General features: G+C 54.6%; 14 protein-coding genes. 5 read left to right on the forward strand and 9 right to left on the reverse strand.

Features of this window, described 5'->3' with window-relative positions; genetic code table 11:
• Positions 1-60: IS1 family transposase (locus tag FHC49_RS24685; RefSeq protein WP_220422845.1), on the reverse strand; the 60-nt coding region annotated here is incomplete at its 3' end.
• A 955-nt stretch (positions 61-1,015) separates the two neighbouring features.
• Here FHC49_RS24685 and alaA point away from each other — a divergent pair.
• Positions 1,016-2,233 (forward strand): alanine transaminase AlaA, encoded by a 1,218-nt coding sequence (gene alaA / locus FHC49_RS09930; protein WP_220439667.1) that lies wholly within the window; start codon positions 1,016-1,018, stop codon positions 2,231-2,233.
• An 84-nt stretch (positions 2,234-2,317) separates the two neighbouring features.
• Complete coding sequence (gene yfbR, locus FHC49_RS09935; RefSeq protein WP_035892488.1) at positions 2,318-2,917, forward strand: 5'-deoxynucleotidase; 600 nt, start codon at positions 2,318-2,320, stop codon at positions 2,915-2,917.
• Between the two features lie 84 nt (positions 2,918-3,001).
• On the opposite strand, the gene FHC49_RS09940 is transcribed toward yfbR, so the two are convergent.
• The 4 genes from FHC49_RS09940 to yfbV form a co-directional block, all read right to left on the reverse strand.
• Complete coding sequence (locus FHC49_RS09940; protein ID WP_185666806.1) at positions 3,002-4,834, reverse strand: SLC13 family permease; 1,833 nt, start codon at positions 4,832-4,834, stop codon at positions 3,002-3,004.
• A gap of 101 nt (positions 4,835-4,935) precedes the next feature.
• On the reverse strand, positions 4,936-5,595 hold the full coding sequence (locus FHC49_RS09945) for a sugar phosphatase (RefSeq protein WP_220439668.1): 660 nt from the start codon (positions 5,593-5,595) through the stop codon (positions 4,936-4,938).
• A gap of 11 nt (positions 5,596-5,606) precedes the next feature.
• The gene (locus FHC49_RS09950; protein ID WP_185666804.1) at positions 5,607-6,101 is read right to left on the reverse strand and encodes a YfbU family protein; all 495 of its coding nucleotides are present in this window, start codon (positions 6,099-6,101) and stop codon (positions 5,607-5,609) included.
• A gap of 81 nt (positions 6,102-6,182) precedes the next feature.
• Positions 6,183-6,638 (reverse strand): terminus macrodomain insulation protein YfbV, encoded by a 456-nt coding sequence (gene yfbV / locus FHC49_RS09955; protein ID WP_185666803.1) that lies wholly within the window; start codon positions 6,636-6,638, stop codon positions 6,183-6,185.
• 336 nt (positions 6,639-6,974) lie between these two features.
• Between yfbV and ackA the strand changes: the two genes are divergently transcribed.
• Together ackA and pta are read left to right on the forward strand one after the other, a co-directional pair.
• The gene (gene ackA / locus FHC49_RS09960) at positions 6,975-8,177 is read left to right on the forward strand and encodes an acetate kinase (protein WP_220439669.1); all 1,203 of its coding nucleotides are present in this window, start codon (positions 6,975-6,977) and stop codon (positions 8,175-8,177) included.
• 76 nt (positions 8,178-8,253) lie between these two features.
• Positions 8,254-10,398: a phosphate acetyltransferase gene (gene pta / locus FHC49_RS09965; RefSeq protein ID WP_185666802.1), complete on the forward strand. Its 2,145-nt coding sequence runs from the start codon at positions 8,254-8,256 to the stop codon at positions 10,396-10,398.
• Positions 10,399-10,493: 95 nt separating this feature from the next.
• On the opposite strand, the gene yfcD is transcribed toward pta, so the two are convergent.
• The 4 genes from yfcD to FHC49_RS09985 all read right to left on the reverse strand — a co-directional run bounded on the left by yfcD (position 10,494) and on the right by FHC49_RS09985 (position 13,890).
• Positions 10,494-11,039, reverse strand: coding sequence for an NUDIX hydrolase YfcD (gene yfcD, locus FHC49_RS09970; RefSeq protein WP_185666801.1), 546 nt, complete (start codon positions 11,037-11,039; stop codon positions 10,494-10,496).
• 56 nt (positions 11,040-11,095) lie between these two features.
• On the reverse strand, positions 11,096-11,647 hold the full coding sequence (yfcE, locus tag FHC49_RS09975) for a phosphodiesterase (RefSeq protein ID WP_220439670.1): 552 nt from the start codon (positions 11,645-11,647) through the stop codon (positions 11,096-11,098).
• Positions 11,648-11,702: 55 nt separating this feature from the next.
• Positions 11,703-12,347 carry a glutathione transferase gene (yfcF, locus tag FHC49_RS09980; protein WP_220439671.1) on the reverse strand — a complete coding sequence of 215 codons (645 nt, stop codon included), beginning with the start codon at positions 12,345-12,347 and terminating at the stop codon, positions 11,703-11,705.
• Positions 12,348-12,471: 124 nt separating this feature from the next.
• Entirely contained in the window at positions 12,472-13,890 is a 1,419-nt protein-coding gene (locus FHC49_RS09985; RefSeq protein WP_220439672.1) for an aldehyde dehydrogenase family protein, read from the reverse strand.
• 103 nt (positions 13,891-13,993) lie between these two features.
• Between FHC49_RS09985 and FHC49_RS09990 the strand changes: the two genes are divergently transcribed.
• Positions 13,994-14,902, forward strand: a complete 909-nt coding sequence (locus tag FHC49_RS09990; RefSeq protein ID WP_220439673.1) for a LysR family transcriptional regulator — start codon at positions 13,994-13,996, stop codon at positions 14,900-14,902.
• Positions 14,903-14,953: the final 51 nt, after the last annotated feature.

The following is a 14,953-nucleotide window of genomic DNA, read 5'->3' on the forward strand; positions in this document are numbered from 1 at the left end:
GTTACGCACGACGCCTTCGGTAGCTGAACAAGTGGGACATCTGATGGAAATGGAAGCCACGCAAGCACCTTAAAATCACCATCATACACTAAATCAGTAAGTTGGCAGCATTACCCACTTACAGGTTCGGAGATCCGACCTGCCTAATTGATGCTGCACTCAAAAGTTCAGGCTAATCCTTTAAATCATCTTTCACCAATCATTGACGAATGACTGCCTGATGAGTGTCAGTATTAAATTTTCTGTTACTACCGTGAGTAACAGTTCCTTTTGCAATATATCCTTTGCCCTGAGGCTAATAATCCATTTCGTTCTGGGTTCACTCTCGCGTAAGAAGCTGTAGGGGTGCCACCGCGATAATGCATCAGAATGAAGATTGTATGTATAAAAGAAGCCAATAAATCCAATGAATAACATCAAGTTATGGAATCAGCCTTGATAATCATCAACAAAAACAGCGAATGAGAGTCTGGCGCTCATCCTCATATTAACCGAAAACCATAAGATTTATAAGCCTTAAATAAGTTCTATCTCAATAAAGAAAAAGGTTTAGATTCAAAACAATTTAAGAAATCTAACAATTCACAGGCATTACTTTTCAAAATATAAGAAAATATTAATTTTCATCATCAGTAATCCTTAACATCAACTTCACAAAAATGGGTATCACCCCTAATCCTTATTCGCCATTATTTAATTAAAAATTAAAAATATTGAAGAATGCTTAAAGTATATCGAGCAACCTTAGCACCTAAGCTAAATCATTTTCTTTTTACCAGGCATAAAATCCATACATCAACCAAACTTTAGTGATTTGCACTATTGAACAATAAATTAACAAAACATCCCACAACGATAGCCCTTATCAGACAGTAAAAAACAATGTACCAACAACGCAAGATGAACAAAATCTTCTACTGTTAACCCTTCAAAACCCCGGGGATGCGGAGTACATTGTTCCGTGCTGACTTCCACGGCAGGGAGTGGCAATAACAGCTAAAAAGGTCAACGATTCATGTCCCCCATTGAAAAATCCAGCAAGTTAGACAACGTATGTTACGACATTCGTGGCCCAGTTCTTAAAGAGGCGAAGCGTCTTGAAGAAGAAGGCAATAAGGTCCTTAAACTTAACATCGGTAACCCGGCACCTTTCGGGTTTGACGCGCCGGATGAGATTCTGGTTGACGTGATCCGTAACCTGCCTACCGCTCAGGGCTACTGTGACTCCAAGGGGCTGTACTCCGCCCGTAAAGCCATCATGCAGCACTACCAGGCGCGCGGCATGCGCGACGTGACGGTAGAAGATATTTATATCGGCAACGGCGTATCTGAGCTTATCGTTCAGGCGATGCAGGCACTGCTGAACAGCGGTGATGAGATGCTGGTTCCCGCGCCAGATTATCCGCTGTGGACCGCGGCCGTTTCGCTCTCCAGCGGTAAAGCGGTGCACTACCTGTGCGACGAATCTGCCGACTGGTTCCCGGATTTAGACGATATCCGCGCTAAGATCACGCCACGCACCCGCGGGATTGTCATCATTAACCCCAACAACCCGACCGGCGCGGTCTATTCCAAAGACCTGCTGCTGGAGATTGTTGAGATCGCCCGCGAGCACAACCTGATCATCTTCGCCGATGAAATCTACGACAAGATCCTCTACGATGAAGCACAGCACCATTCGATCGCCGCGCTGGCGCCGGATCTGCTGACCATTACCTTTAACGGTCTGTCCAAAACCTATCGCGTTGCCGGTTTCCGTCAGGGCTGGATGGTGCTGAACGGGCCGAAGAAACACGCCAAAGGCTATATTGAAGGTCTGGAAATGCTGGCCTCCATGCGCCTGTGCGCTAACGTTCCGGCGCAGCACGCGATTCAGACCGCGCTGGGCGGCTATCAGAGCATCAGCGAATTCATCACACCTGGAGGTCGCCTGTACGAACAGCGTAACCGCGCGTGGGAGCTTATCAACGAGATCCCAGGCGTCTCCTGCGTGAAGCCGAAAGGCGCGCTGTACATGTTCCCGAAAATTGATGCTAAGCGCTTTAACATCCATGACGATCAGCGCATGGTGCTCGACTTCCTGCTGCAGGAGAAAGTGCTGCTGGTCCAGGGTACCGCCTTTAACTGGCCGTGGCCGGATCACGTGCGTATCGTGACTCTGCCGCGTGAAGATGACCTGGAGATGGCGATTACCCGTTTTGGTCGTTTCCTGTCGGGCTACCACCAGCTCTGATGCTGCTTATGGCCGCTGGTATTTGCATCCAGCGGCCATCTCTGCGCACAATGCCTTTACTGTTGTTAACGCGTAAGGGTCGTTATGAATCAGAGTCATTTTTTTGCCCACCTCTCCCGCCTCAAGTTAATCAACCGCTGGCCGCTGATGCGCAACGTGCGCACCGAAAACGTCTCTGAACACAGTCTGCAGGTCGCGATGGTCGCCCACGCGCTCGCCGCCATCAAAAATCGTAAGTTCAACGGTCAGGTTAACGCCGAGCGTATTGCGCTGCTGGCGATGTATCACGACGCCTCTGAAGTCTTAACCGGGGATTTACCTACGCCGGTGAAGTATTTCAACTCGCAGATTGCGCAGGAATATAAAGCGATCGAGAAAATCGCCCAGCAGAAGCTTATCGATATGGTGCCGGAAGAGCTGCACGATATTTTTGCGCCGCTGATCGACGAACATCAGAGCAGCGATGAAGAAAAAGCGATTGTGAAACAGGCTGACGCGCTGTGCGCATACCTGAAATGCCTGGAGGAACTGTCGGCGGGAAACAATGAATTCCTGCTGGCGAAGGGCCGTCTGGAGAAGACGCTGGCCTCACGCCGCAGCGAAGAGATGGACTATTTTATGGCGGTGTTTGTGCCAAGCTTCCATCTTTCGCTTGATGAAATAAGCCAGGATTCGCCGCTGTAGCTGTCTGTATTCCCGGCGTCGCATTCGCTCGGCCGGGCTACGTTCAATGTGTAGCCCGACCGAGCGCAGCGACGCCGGGGAAAATCAGAACGGGAACAAAATCGGCACCAGCACCACGCAGACAATCATCACCAGGACGGTAAACGGCACGCCGATTTTCACAAAGTCGCTAAAGCTGTACTTCCCAGGCCCCAGCACCAGCGTATTCACCGGTGAAGAGACCGGCGTCATAAACGCAGCGGACGCCGCCATAGCCACTATCATCGCAAACGGATAGGGAGACACCCCCATCGATTTCGCCGTCGCCAGCGCAATTGGTGCCATCAGCACCGCCGTTGCGGTGTTGGAGATAAACAGGCCAATTGCCGCGCACATCACGAACAGGCAGCCCAGCATCAGATAAGGTCCCTGCCCGCCGCCGATGTCCATCAGCCCTTTCACCACCAGATCGACCCCGCCGGTTTTTTGCAGCGCCAGCGCGAACGGCATCATGCCGACAATCAAAATAATGCTCGGCCAGTGAATAGACTTGTAGGCGCTCTGGGCGTCGATACAGCGGAATTTCCCCATCAGCAGGCAGGCAATAATCGCCGCAATCGGGTTTGGAATTTCATCGGTCAGCATCAGCGCAACCATCAGCACCAGGCAGAAGATGGCGTGGGGAGCCTGGCTGTGCGCCGGTGAGGCATCGCTCACTTCTACCGGCAGATTCAGCACCACGAAGTCGCGGCCGTTTTGCGCCAGTTGGCTAATCAGCTTCCAGTTGCCTACCACCAGCACGATATCGCCCAACTGCAGCGGTTCATCCACCACCGAGCCGTCCAGCGCCTCGCCGTCGCGCTTCATGCCAACCACGTTCAGGCCGTAGCGGGTACGAAAGCCCATTTCACGCACGCTTTTTCCGAGCAGTTCAGATTCAGGGATCAGCGACACCTCAGCCATCCCCACGTCCAGCGCCTGGTCGGAGAAATACTCACCGCGCAGTACCATCGGCTCCAGCATCTGCTCGCTGCAGAACTGGCGCAGGTCAATTTCCGCCGCCGACATATCAATCAGCAACACATCGCGGGCGCGGAATTCGGACACCCCGTTCACGTTCACAATCACCCGACGAAAACGACGCCAACGCTCAACGCCGATAATGTTCGCGCCGTAACGTTCGCGCAGCTTCATGTCGTCCAGACGCTGACCAATCATCGGCGAGCCGGGACGAATCGCCAGACGGCGGGCACGCCCGGTAAGATGATAATCGCGGATAAGGTCACGGAAAGTGCTGCGTTTGCGGCCATCGCGCGACGTATTGCCGTCGTCACCTTTCAGCATAAAACGCATCACTAGCATGTAGAAGATGCCGAGCACCAGCACCACAAGGCCAATCGGCGTCACGCTGAAGAAACTAAAACCTTCCAGGCCTTCGCGAATCAGCTCACTGTTAATCACCAGGTTTGGCGGCGTGGCGACCAGCGTCATCATGCCGCTAATAAGCCCGGCAAAACTGAGCGGCATCATCAGGCGAGAGGGAGAGATATTCATGCGCGCAGAGACGCTGAGCACCACCGGAATGAAGATAGCCACGACCCCGGTGGAGCTCATAAACGCCCCCAGCCCGGCCACCGTCAGCATCAGGAAAACCAGCATTTTGGTTTCACTGCTTCCCGCGGCCTGCACCAGCCAGGAGCCCATATTGGTTGCCACGCCGGTTCGCACCAGGCCATCGCCGATAATAAACAGCGCGGCAATCAGAATAACGTTAGGATCGCTAAAACCAGAAAACGCTTCGCTGAGCGTCAATGTACCGCTGAGAACAAAAGCGACAATAATGCCCAACGCGATCGCATCCATGCGGACTTTGCCGGTGGCAAAAAGGACAACCGCAATCGCTAACAGACAGAGCACCCAAATCAGTTCACCGTTCACAACATTTCCTTGTCATCAATTAAGCGGTTAGAGAATCAACTAAAAGGCGTTCACCATAGTGACAGAAAAAAGCCCCAACGGTGTGGGGCTAAATCATAAGATCAGGCATTCTGCGTGACGTTGACCGTGCCATCCGGCAATTTCTCAACGCGTAGCGCCGAGAGCGTGGAGAGCACAAAATCAACCTCAAGCAGCTCCGGCGTTTCCGGCGGCACGTTAACAGCAGCCACGTGACAGCCAGCCGCGAGGCCAGACTGCACGCCCGCGGGTGCATCTTCCACCACCAGACATGCCTGCGGTGGTAGCGCCAACTGTTCAGCCCCCAGCAGATAGGCATCCGGCTGCGGTTTACCGCGCTTCACCTGTTCGGCGGTCACAAAGGCGTTCGGCTGCGGAAGCCCGGCGGCGCGGTGGCGCGCATAGGCCACCGGAATCGACCCCGAAGTCACAATAGCCCACGGAATCGCGTTGGCTTCCAGATGTTCCAGCAGTTCAACGGCGCCCGGCAGCGCGCGGATACCGTTAAGATCCCCCGCTTCTATCTGCTCCAGCCGTAAGAACTCCGCCTGAATTTCCGCTTCCGATTTTCCGGGCATAAAGTGGCGCAGCGTGGTGATCGCCTGTTTGCCGTGGATGTAGTCCAGCACCGCTTCCGGGTCAACGCCGTAGCTGTCGGCCCACAGACGCCAGGAACGTTCAATCACCGCCAGCGAGTCCACCAGCGTGCCGTCTAAATCAAAGAGGAAACCTCGACACTGCACGGTAGCCTCCATCAGGCGTTGATGATTTGGTTAATTTCGTTGCTGCTCAGGTGATACTGGCGCGGGCAGCTATGCCAGACGTTCAGCATGCGCTGGTATTTATCCCACATTGGGGTTTGCGCGTTAAAGCCGTGGGTGCCGGCATCAAAGTGGGTATAGCGGCCTTCAATGTTGACCATAAAGCGAACGTAGCCGAGGAAGCGTGCTTCGGTAGCCGCATCAAAGCCGAGGAAGGTGACGCGGCGTTCGTCGATAGTGCTAGCGTCTTTCAGGTTGGTCCAGGAGACGTGCAGCGCGTGGTACATCTCCATGATGTCGATAACAATACGACAGGTCTCTTCTTTGAGTTCCCCAAATTCCCTATCCAGTTCACGCATCTGTAAACCATAACCACGTTCGATGATGGTCTGCAGGCGGCGGTAGCGCTCAGCGTTGTCGGGATCAAGCATGGTCATCATTTTGTATTGGTTAGACAAAATCAGACGTTGAGCATGGGTCATTTCCATTTTTCGACTCCTGTTGCGCTTTGCAGCATAAAAAAAGACACAATGATTGTGTCTTCTTTTATATGCGTTTTTCGCCCTCAATTACAAATCATCGAGGAAAGTTTTATCCAGTTGTTTGAAGGCGCGCTTAAGCGTGTCAGCCAACGCCTGGTAATCCGGCTTGCCTTCAACCGGCGCCAGCGCCTGCCCTGACTCCTGCAATTTACCGCGCACTTCATAAAACCACTGCAATATAGAAGGGGGCAACGGCGTCACCGAGCGTTTACCCAGCCACCATAGCCCCTGCATTGGCAGGCTCAGCGCAAACAGCGCGGTAGCAACCGCGGGACCAAGCTGGCCGCCAAGCGCGATTTGCCAGCACAGCGTAAAGATGGCCAGCGGCGGCATCAGACGGATGGCGTGGCGCGTTGCACGGATGACGCGGTTTTCAACAAACACCGGCGCGAGCCGTTTTTCCAGCGGCCACGTCTTTGCATAATACTGCCCCCGGCTAAACAAACTGAAGAAACTGACCGGGCGTTGCTCGGGTGTCGACATGGCTTACCTCAACTTCACATATAAAAATTAAAATATTTTTTAAAACAACAACTGACTATGACATCGTTCAAAAAATTTTGGCATAACACCTGCAATCGGGTATTCTGTGCCAGCCTGAGATAACCAGATTCTATCCGCTCCGGCATATCAAATTATCGCATATTCTGCCATCGGCGGAAAATTGTGCAAAATAGCTTAGAATCAATATGTATTTCTTAGATCATGCCTGAAAAGTGTCTCGGGCATGATGTTAATCATAAATGTCGGTGTCATCCTGCGCTACGCTTTATGACTCATTGACGTTTTTTTAGCCACGTATCATAAATAGGTACTTCCATGTCGAGTAAGTTAGTACTGGTTCTGAACTGCGGTAGCTCCTCCCTGAAATTTGCCATCATTGATGCAGTTAACGGTGAAGAATACCTCTCTGGTTTAGCCGAATGTTTCCATCTTCCAGAAGCACGTATCAAGTGGAAAATGGATGGCGGTAAACAAGAGGCCGCTTTAGGTGCAGGCGCCGCTCACAGTGAAGCGCTGAACTTCATCGTTAATACTATTCTGGCACAAAAACCAGAACTGTCCGCTCAGCTGACCGCTATCGGCCACCGTATCGTACACGGCGGCGAGAAGTACACTAGCTCCGTTGTGATCGACGATTCCGTAATTCAGGGCATCAAAGACTCTGCGTCCTTCGCACCGCTGCACAACCCGGCTCACCTGATCGGTATCGCTGAAGCGCTGAAATCCTTCCCTAACCTGAAAGACAAGAACGTTGCTGTGTTCGACACCGCGTTCCATCAGACCATGCCGGAAGAATCTTACCTTTATGCTCTGCCGTACAGCCTGTACAAAGAGCACGGCGTACGTCGCTACGGCGCACACGGCACCAGCCACTTCTATGTGACTCAGGAAGCCGCTAAAGTACTGAACAAGCCGGTTGAAGAACTGAACATCATCACTTGTCACCTGGGCAACGGTGGTTCTGTTTCTGCTATCCGTAACGGTAAATGTGTTGATACCTCCATGGGTCTGACCCCACTGGAAGGTCTGGTAATGGGTACTCGCTCTGGCGACATCGACCCAGCCATCATTTTCCACCTGCATGACACTCTGGGCATGAGCATCGACCAGATCAACAAGATGCTGACCAAAGAGTCTGGCCTGCTGGGTCTGACCGAAGTGACCAGCGACTGCCGTTATGTAGAAGATAACTACAAAGAAAAAGCTGACGCTAAACGTGCAATGGACGTTTACTGCCACCGTCTGGCGAAATACATCGGTTCTTACACTGCGCTGATGGAAGGTCGTCTGGACGCAGTTATCTTCACCGGTGGTATCGGTGAAAACGCGGCAATGGTTCGTGAACTGTCCCTGGGCAAACTGGGCGTTCTGGGCTTCGAAGTTGATCACGAACGTAACCTGGCAGCCCGTTTCGGCAAGTCTGGCTTCATCAACAAAGAAGGCACCCGTCCTGCCATCGTTATCCCGACCAACGAAGAACTGGTCATCGCACAAGACGCGAGCCGTCTGACTGCCTAATATCACACCGCCAGCCTAGCTGGCGGTGCTGTTTTGTATCCCGCCTGAAACTGGCGGTAACGAAAGAGGATAAACCGTGTCCCGTATTATTATGCTGATCCCTACCGGAACCAGCGTCGGCCTGACCAGCGTCAGCCTTGGCGTTATCCGTGCTATGGAACGCAAAGGCGTTCGTCTGAGCGTCTTTAAGCCAATCGCTCAGCCACGCACCGGTGGCGATGCGCCTGACCAGACCACCACTATCGTTCGCGCGAACTCATCTACCACGACGGCAGCTGAACCGCTGAAGATGAGCCACGTAGAAGCCCTGCTCTCCAGCAATCAGAAAGATGTGCTGATGGAAGAGATCATCGCTAACTACCACGCGAACACCAAAGATGCTGAAGTGGTTCTGGTTGAAGGCCTGGTCCCAACCCGTAAACACCAGTTTGCTCAGTCTCTGAACTACGAAATCGCGAAAACGCTGAACGCGGAAATCGTCTTCGTTATGTCTCAGGGCACCGACACCCCAGAACAGCTGAACGAGCGTATTGAACTGACTCGTAACAGCTTCGGCGGCGCGAAAAACACCAACATCACCGGCGTTATCGTTAACAAACTGAACGCACCGGTTGATGAACAGGGCCGTACTCGCCCAGATCTGTCCGAGATCTTCGACGACTCTTCCAAAGCGAAAGTTGTTAAAATCGATGCCGACCAGCTGAAAACCTCCAGCACCCTGCCTGTTCTCGGCGCGGTACCATGGAGCTTTGATCTGATCGCCACTCGTGCTATCGATATGGCGCGCCACCTGAATGCGACCGTGATCAACGAAGGCGACATCAACACTCGTCGCGTGAAATCCGTCACCTTCTGCGCACGCAGCATCCCGCACATGCTGGAGCACTTCCGTGCAGGTTCCCTGCTGGTCACTTCCGCAGACCGTCCTGACGTTCTGGTTGCAGCGTGCCTCGCCGCAATGAACGGCGTGGAAATCGGTGCCCTGCTGCTGACTGGCGGCTACGAAATGGACGCGCGCATCACTAAGCTGTGCGAACGTGCATTCGAAACCGGCCTGCCAGTATTCATGGTGAACACCAACACCTGGCAGACCTCTCTGAGCCTGCAGAGCTTCAACCTGGAAGTTCCGGTTGATGACCGCGAGCGCATCGAGAAAGTTCAGGAATACGTGGCGAACTTTATCAATCCAGAGTGGATCGATTCCCTGACCGCAACTTCCGAACACAGCCGTCGTCTGTCTCCACCAGCGTTCCGCTACCAGCTGACCGAGCTGGCGCGTAAAGCCGGCAAACGCGTTGTTCTGCCAGAAGGCGACGAACCACGTACCGTGAAAGCGGCTGCTATCTGTGCTGAACGCGGTATTGCAACCTGCGTACTGCTGGGTAACCCAGACGAAATCACCCGCGTTGCAGCGTCTCAGGGCGTTGAACTGGGCGCTGGCGTTGAAATCGTTGACCCAGAAGTGGTTCGCGAAAGCTACGTTGCTCGCCTGGTCGAACTGCGTAAGAACAAAGGCATGACCGAAACCGTTGCCCGCGAACAGCTGGAAGACAACGTGGTCCTCGGTACCCTGATGCTGGAACAGGACGACGTTGACGGCCTGGTTTCCGGTGCCGTTCACACCACTGCGAACACCATTCGTCCACCGCTGCAGCTTATTAAAACTGCTCCGGGCAGCTCTCTGGTGTCCTCCGTGTTCTTCATGCTGCTGCCAGAACAGGTTTATGTTTACGGCGACTGCGCGATCAACCCGGACCCAACTGCAGAGCAGCTGGCAGAAATCGCTATTCAGTCCGCTGAATCCGCGATTGCCTTCGGTATCGAACCACGCGTTGCGATGCTCTCCTACTCCACCGGTACCTCTGGTGCAGGTAGCGACGTAGAGAAAGTTCGTGAAGCGACTCGTCTGGCGCAGGAAAAACGTCCTGACCTGATGATCGACGGCCCGCTGCAGTACGATGCTGCGGTAATGGCTGACGTAGCGAAATCCAAAGCGCCGAACTCTCCGGTTGCAGGTCGCGCTACCGTGTTCATCTTCCCGGATCTGAACACCGGTAACACCACCTACAAAGCGGTACAGCGTTCTGCCGACCTGATCTCCATCGGGCCGATGCTGCAGGGTATGCGCAAGCCGGTGAACGACCTGTCTCGTGGCGCGCTGGTAGACGATATCGTCTACACCATCGCTTTGACCGCGATCCAGTCTTCACAGCAGCAGTAATCCTTAGGCCACCCGTTCGCGGGTGGTTTAAAGGCAAAAAAAATCCGGAGACGGGAAACCTCTCCGGATTTTTTGTATCTGGTGTTTAGCCGCGCTTATTCCGCTTCCTCTTCAACGTGGGCTTCGTTGTTGGCATTGCGGGTCATCCACAGCGCCAGCGCCTTCAGCGAGTCGTCGGTAAACTCATCGCAGCGCGCGGTGATCTCTTCCGGCGTCATCCAGCGAACTTCGCTCACCTCTTCTTCCTGTAGCGCGAATGGCCCGTGAGAAACGCAGCTGAACAGGCTTCCCCAGACGCGACAGTGCTTATCTTCAAAGTAGAACTGCCCGTGATCGGCAAACGGTACGCCAGCAATACCCAACTCTTCTTCCGCTTCGCGGCGAGCAGACTCCAGCAGCGGTTCATCAGCCTGAACAACACCCCCAGCGGTGGCATCCAGCTTACCCGGCTGATAGTCTTTCGTCTCCGTACGGCGCTGCACCAGAATGTTGCCCATACCGTCGTGGACGACGATATAGGTTGCCCGGTGCCGCAGACACTGCGCGCGCATCTGCTCACGGCTCGCTTGCGCGATGACCTCATTGTCTTCGTTGACAATATCGACCCATTCCGTGCTTGCCAAATGATTCTGCTCGACCATCCGTAAACCTTAAATTGAAAGCGCTCTTACGGCGCGTTTTATGATTGATGGGTAACTTACGGGTTAATGGCAACCTCTGCAATAACCTGTTGATCATTGAGTGCGAAAACCTGCAGCCTACCCTCGTCAAGCATCCCATAGCTTGCGGCAAAACCGCCTTTGGGAATGCTAACCGAACCGGGGTTAAATAAGAATATGTCGCCGCGTTTTTCTGCCACCGGCAGGTGGGTATGACCATACGCCAGTACATCTCCAGCCGACAGTGGCGGCAGATTATCAGGATGATAAAGATGGCCGTGGGTCAGAAATAGGCGCTGTGAATCGGTGAGCACCTGTTGCCAGGACGCAGTGATGGGAAACGAAAGCAGCATCTGGTCAACTTCGCTATCGCAGTTGCCACGCACCGCAATAATACGATCGGCAAGCGTGTTCAGTCGCTCTGCCACCTGCGCCGGGGCATAGCCTTCCGGTAGCGCATTGCGCGGCCCGTGGTTAAGCACATCACCCAGAATAATCAGCCAGCGCGCGCCGCTCTCGGCAAACCGTGCCAGCACGCGTTCGGTGGCTGGTAGCGAGCCGTGAATATCCGATGCAAACATCAGTTTCATGAGTCAATTCCCCACAATGATAACCTTGCCATCATAATGGATTTTCACACTTTTTTCAGCCTGTGCGTTTTGCCGAAAGAGCAACATAGCGCTGCACGGAAGCCCGCTGCCACTGGAACGTGGCGTAGTCGGCGAGACGTTCCGGAACATCGTCGCCGTTCAGCACCAGACGATTAATCATTAGCGCCAGGTCAGTATCGGCAATACACCACTCACCAAACAAATTAGGCCGATCGTCGGCCAGTAATGCACTGGCGGTGTCAAACAGTTTAGCCGCGCTTTTGCGTCCTGCTTCGGTCAAAGGTGCTTTTTTCTCTCCGGCGAAAATCACCGCCGTGGATCGCTCCTCACGAATGGGCATCAGGTCGCTGCGCAGCCACGCCTGAATCTGGCGCGCACGGGCGCGTTTTTGCAGGTCGTGAGGATACAAACGCTCCCACTCTGGCGGTGCAAAACGTTCATCAAGGTATTCGGTTATGGCGGAAGATTCGCTGAGTTCAAAGCCATCAACGTCCAGCAGCGGCACGCGACGGGTAGCAGAGTAACCGCGCCAGCCCGGCTGGAGGTGTTCGCCAAGGCCGAGATTGACGGTTTTGAGGGTAAACGGCAGCCCCTTTTCCTGCAGGGCAACGTAGACGGACATCACGTAGGGCGAGAAAAAATCGGAATCAGACCAAAGCGTTATCACAGGCTGGCTCATAGCGTCCTCAATCACGGGCAGGAGATGCACGAACGATGGACGCAGAACGCGTCCATCTAACATGCTGTCAACATAGCCTGTCTGGCGGGCGATGTCACTTGCCCGCAACATGAGGATTTTGCAATCAGCCAACCACCAGCGTTTTCGGTTCCAGATAGGCCTGCATCCCCCATTTGCCCATCTCACGGCCCAGACCGGACTGTTTCACGCCGCCAAACGGCGCCAGCGGCTCATGTTCAAGCGTATTGACCATCACTCGGCCGGATTCAATCCGCAGCGCCAGCGCCTCACCGCGTTCGCGTGAGCCGCTCAGCACCATAGCGTTAAGCCCGTAGTCAGTATCGTTAGCAATCGCCAGCGCTTCCGCCTCGTCGTGATAAGGGATAATCACCAGCACCGGTCCAAAGATCTCTTCGCGGGCGATACGCATCTGGTTGTTCACGTCGGTAAAAATGGTCGGCTTCACGTACCAGCCTTTTTGCTGACCCGCAATACGCCCCTCTCCGCCGACCAGAATTCGCGCTCCTTCCTGCTGGCCCAGTTGGATATAGCCCTGCACGCGCTGCCACTGTTTCTGGCTGACCATTGGGCCAATCACCGTCTGGCTGTCTCGTGGGTCGCCGGTGGTGAACCCGCTAACCGCCTCGATAAACGCCTGTTCGAACTCTGCCTGGCGAGAGGAGGGAACCAGAATTCGTGTCCCGGCGATGCACGCCTGTCCGCTATTCATAAACCCGGCTTCCAGCGCCAGATGTACCGCCGTTTTCACATCCGCATCATCGAGGATCACGGTCGGTGATTTGCCGCCCAGCTCCAGCGTGACGCGTTTAAGCGTGTGGGCGCCGCTTTCTACAATGTGTTTCCCCACCGCCGTCGAACCGGTAAAGGAGATTTTGGCGATGTCGGGATGGTGATTGATGGTGTCGCCCACCACCTCGCCCCGCCCGGTGACAATGTTAAACACGCCCGCCGGAATCTGCGCGGCGTGCAGCGCTTCGGTGACAATCTGCGTCTGCCAGGCGCTCATTTCGCTCGGTTTGATAACCGCAGTACAGCCAGAAGCCATCGCGGTCGCCAGCTTATTGCAGATAAAACCGGCATCGCTGTTCCACGGGGTAATCAGCCCGGCGACACCGACCGGCGCCATCACCACCTTGGCGCGGCCTACCCGCTCTTCAAAGCTAAATTGTGTCAGCGCATCGATGGCGCAGCGAATGGTCTGCGCCGGCCAGGCCGCCATCCAGTGTGCGCGTGCCGATGGCGCGCCGTATTCGGTGATAAGCGCTTCCAGCAGGTCCGCTTCTCGCGCCTGTACCGCGAGGTACATTCTTTCCAGCACAGCAATACGTTCTTCACGCGTGGTCTGCGACCAGGCCGGGAACGCGGCTTTCGCGGCGGCAATGGCGCGCAGGGTGTCCTCTTCATCCGCCAGCCGCACCTGGCCAATCACCGTTTCGGTTGCTGGGTTAAACAGGTCAAAAAGCTCGCTGCCGTGTGGGGTAACAAACTCGCCGTTGATATAAATCTGGTTGATGTGCAGCATGATTCGGTCCTTTCATCGTGGGATGTCGTGCAGTATAGGAGCCGCGCATCGTTACGATAAGAGGGTATAATATGGACGACCTGTCACGAAAATCGGAACAATCATGCACCGCAGCGGCCTTACCGAACTTGAAATCGTCCTTGCCGTCACCCGCCAGCAAAGCTTTCGCGCCGCCGCGCGCGAGTTGGGAATGTCGGCGACAGCCGTCAGCAACGCCGTCGCCGGGCTGGAGTCACGGCTTAACGTCCGGCTTTTTAACCGTACCACACGCAGCGTCGCGCTAACGGAACAGGGCCAGCGCTACGTGGCGCGTATCGCTCCGGCACTGGCGGAAATACAACGTGCCGCCGAGGAGATTGCCGCCGAGCCGGGAAATCCGACCGGGACGCTGCGCATCAACGCCCCGCGTGAATGCGTGTCGCTGCTGTTCCGGCTGTTTGATACCTATCTGCAGCGCTACCCGCAGATGCGCCTGGATATCACCACCGAGTCACGGCTTATCGACATCGTGTCAGAGGGATTTGACGCGGGTATTCGTCTCGCCGAGTCCGTCCCGCAGGATATGATTGCCGTCGCCCTGACGCCAGACGCGCGGATGCTCATTGTCGGCTCGCCAGACTACTTCGCACGCTACGGCACACCGCGTTCACCTGACGACCTCCAGCAGCATCAGAGCATCGGCATGCGCATGTCACATGGCGGCGTTTACCACTGGGAACTGGAGCACCATCAGCAAAAATTTACCGTTAATATTCCACCGCGGATCATTGTCAGCGAGATGCAGGCCATTCATCGCGCGGCGCTGGCTGGACTGGGGCTGGCCTTTATTTCGGAATGGTTTATTCAGGACGAACTCCGCAGCGGCAAACTGGTCAGCGTCCTGGATGAATGGTGCCCAACCTTTGGCGGCCTGCGCCTTTATTATCCGGGGCACCGGCACGTGCTCCCGGCATTGCGCGCGTTTGTTGAACTGGCGCACGAACTGAACGCGCGCCAGACCCTGCCGCGATAAAGATGCTTTAGTGTATGATGCACAGGAAAACAAAAATTACGGAGAACACCT

The sequence above is a fragment of the Kluyvera sp. EC_51 genome (assembly GCF_019584505.1).
Classification (GTDB): domain Bacteria; phylum Pseudomonadota; class Gammaproteobacteria; order Enterobacterales; family Enterobacteriaceae; genus Kluyvera; species Kluyvera sichuanensis.

Bases quoted from the DNA above. Each gene is read 5' to 3' on its own strand.
- FHC49_RS09950 (WP_185666804.1), bottom strand. From the start codon at position 6,101: ATGGAAATGACCCATGCTCAACGTCTGATTTTGTCTAACCAATACAAA.
- FHC49_RS09985 (WP_220439672.1), bottom strand. From the start codon at position 13,890: ATGCTGCACATCAACCAGATTTATATCAACGGCGAGTTTGTTACCCCA.
- ackA (WP_220439669.1), top strand. From the start codon at position 6,975: ATGTCGAGTAAGTTAGTACTGGTTCTGAACTGCGGTAGCTCCTCCCTG.
- yfcD (WP_185666801.1), bottom strand. From the start codon at position 11,039: ATGGTCGAGCAGAATCATTTGGCAAGCACGGAATGGGTCGATATTGTC.
- yfcE (WP_220439670.1), bottom strand. From the start codon at position 11,647: ATGAAACTGATGTTTGCATCGGATATTCACGGCTCGCTACCAGCCACC.
- alaA (WP_220439667.1), top strand. From the start codon at position 1,016: ATGTCCCCCATTGAAAAATCCAGCAAGTTAGACAACGTATGTTACGAC.
- yfbV (WP_185666803.1), bottom strand. From the start codon at position 6,638: ATGTCGACACCCGAGCAACGCCCGGTCAGTTTCTTCAGTTTGTTTAGC.
- yfcF (WP_220439671.1), bottom strand. From the start codon at position 12,347: ATGAGCCAGCCTGTGATAACGCTTTGGTCTGATTCCGATTTTTTCTCG.
- yfbR (WP_035892488.1), top strand. From the start codon at position 2,318: ATGAATCAGAGTCATTTTTTTGCCCACCTCTCCCGCCTCAAGTTAATC.
- FHC49_RS09990 (WP_220439673.1), top strand. From the start codon at position 13,994: ATGCACCGCAGCGGCCTTACCGAACTTGAAATCGTCCTTGCCGTCACC.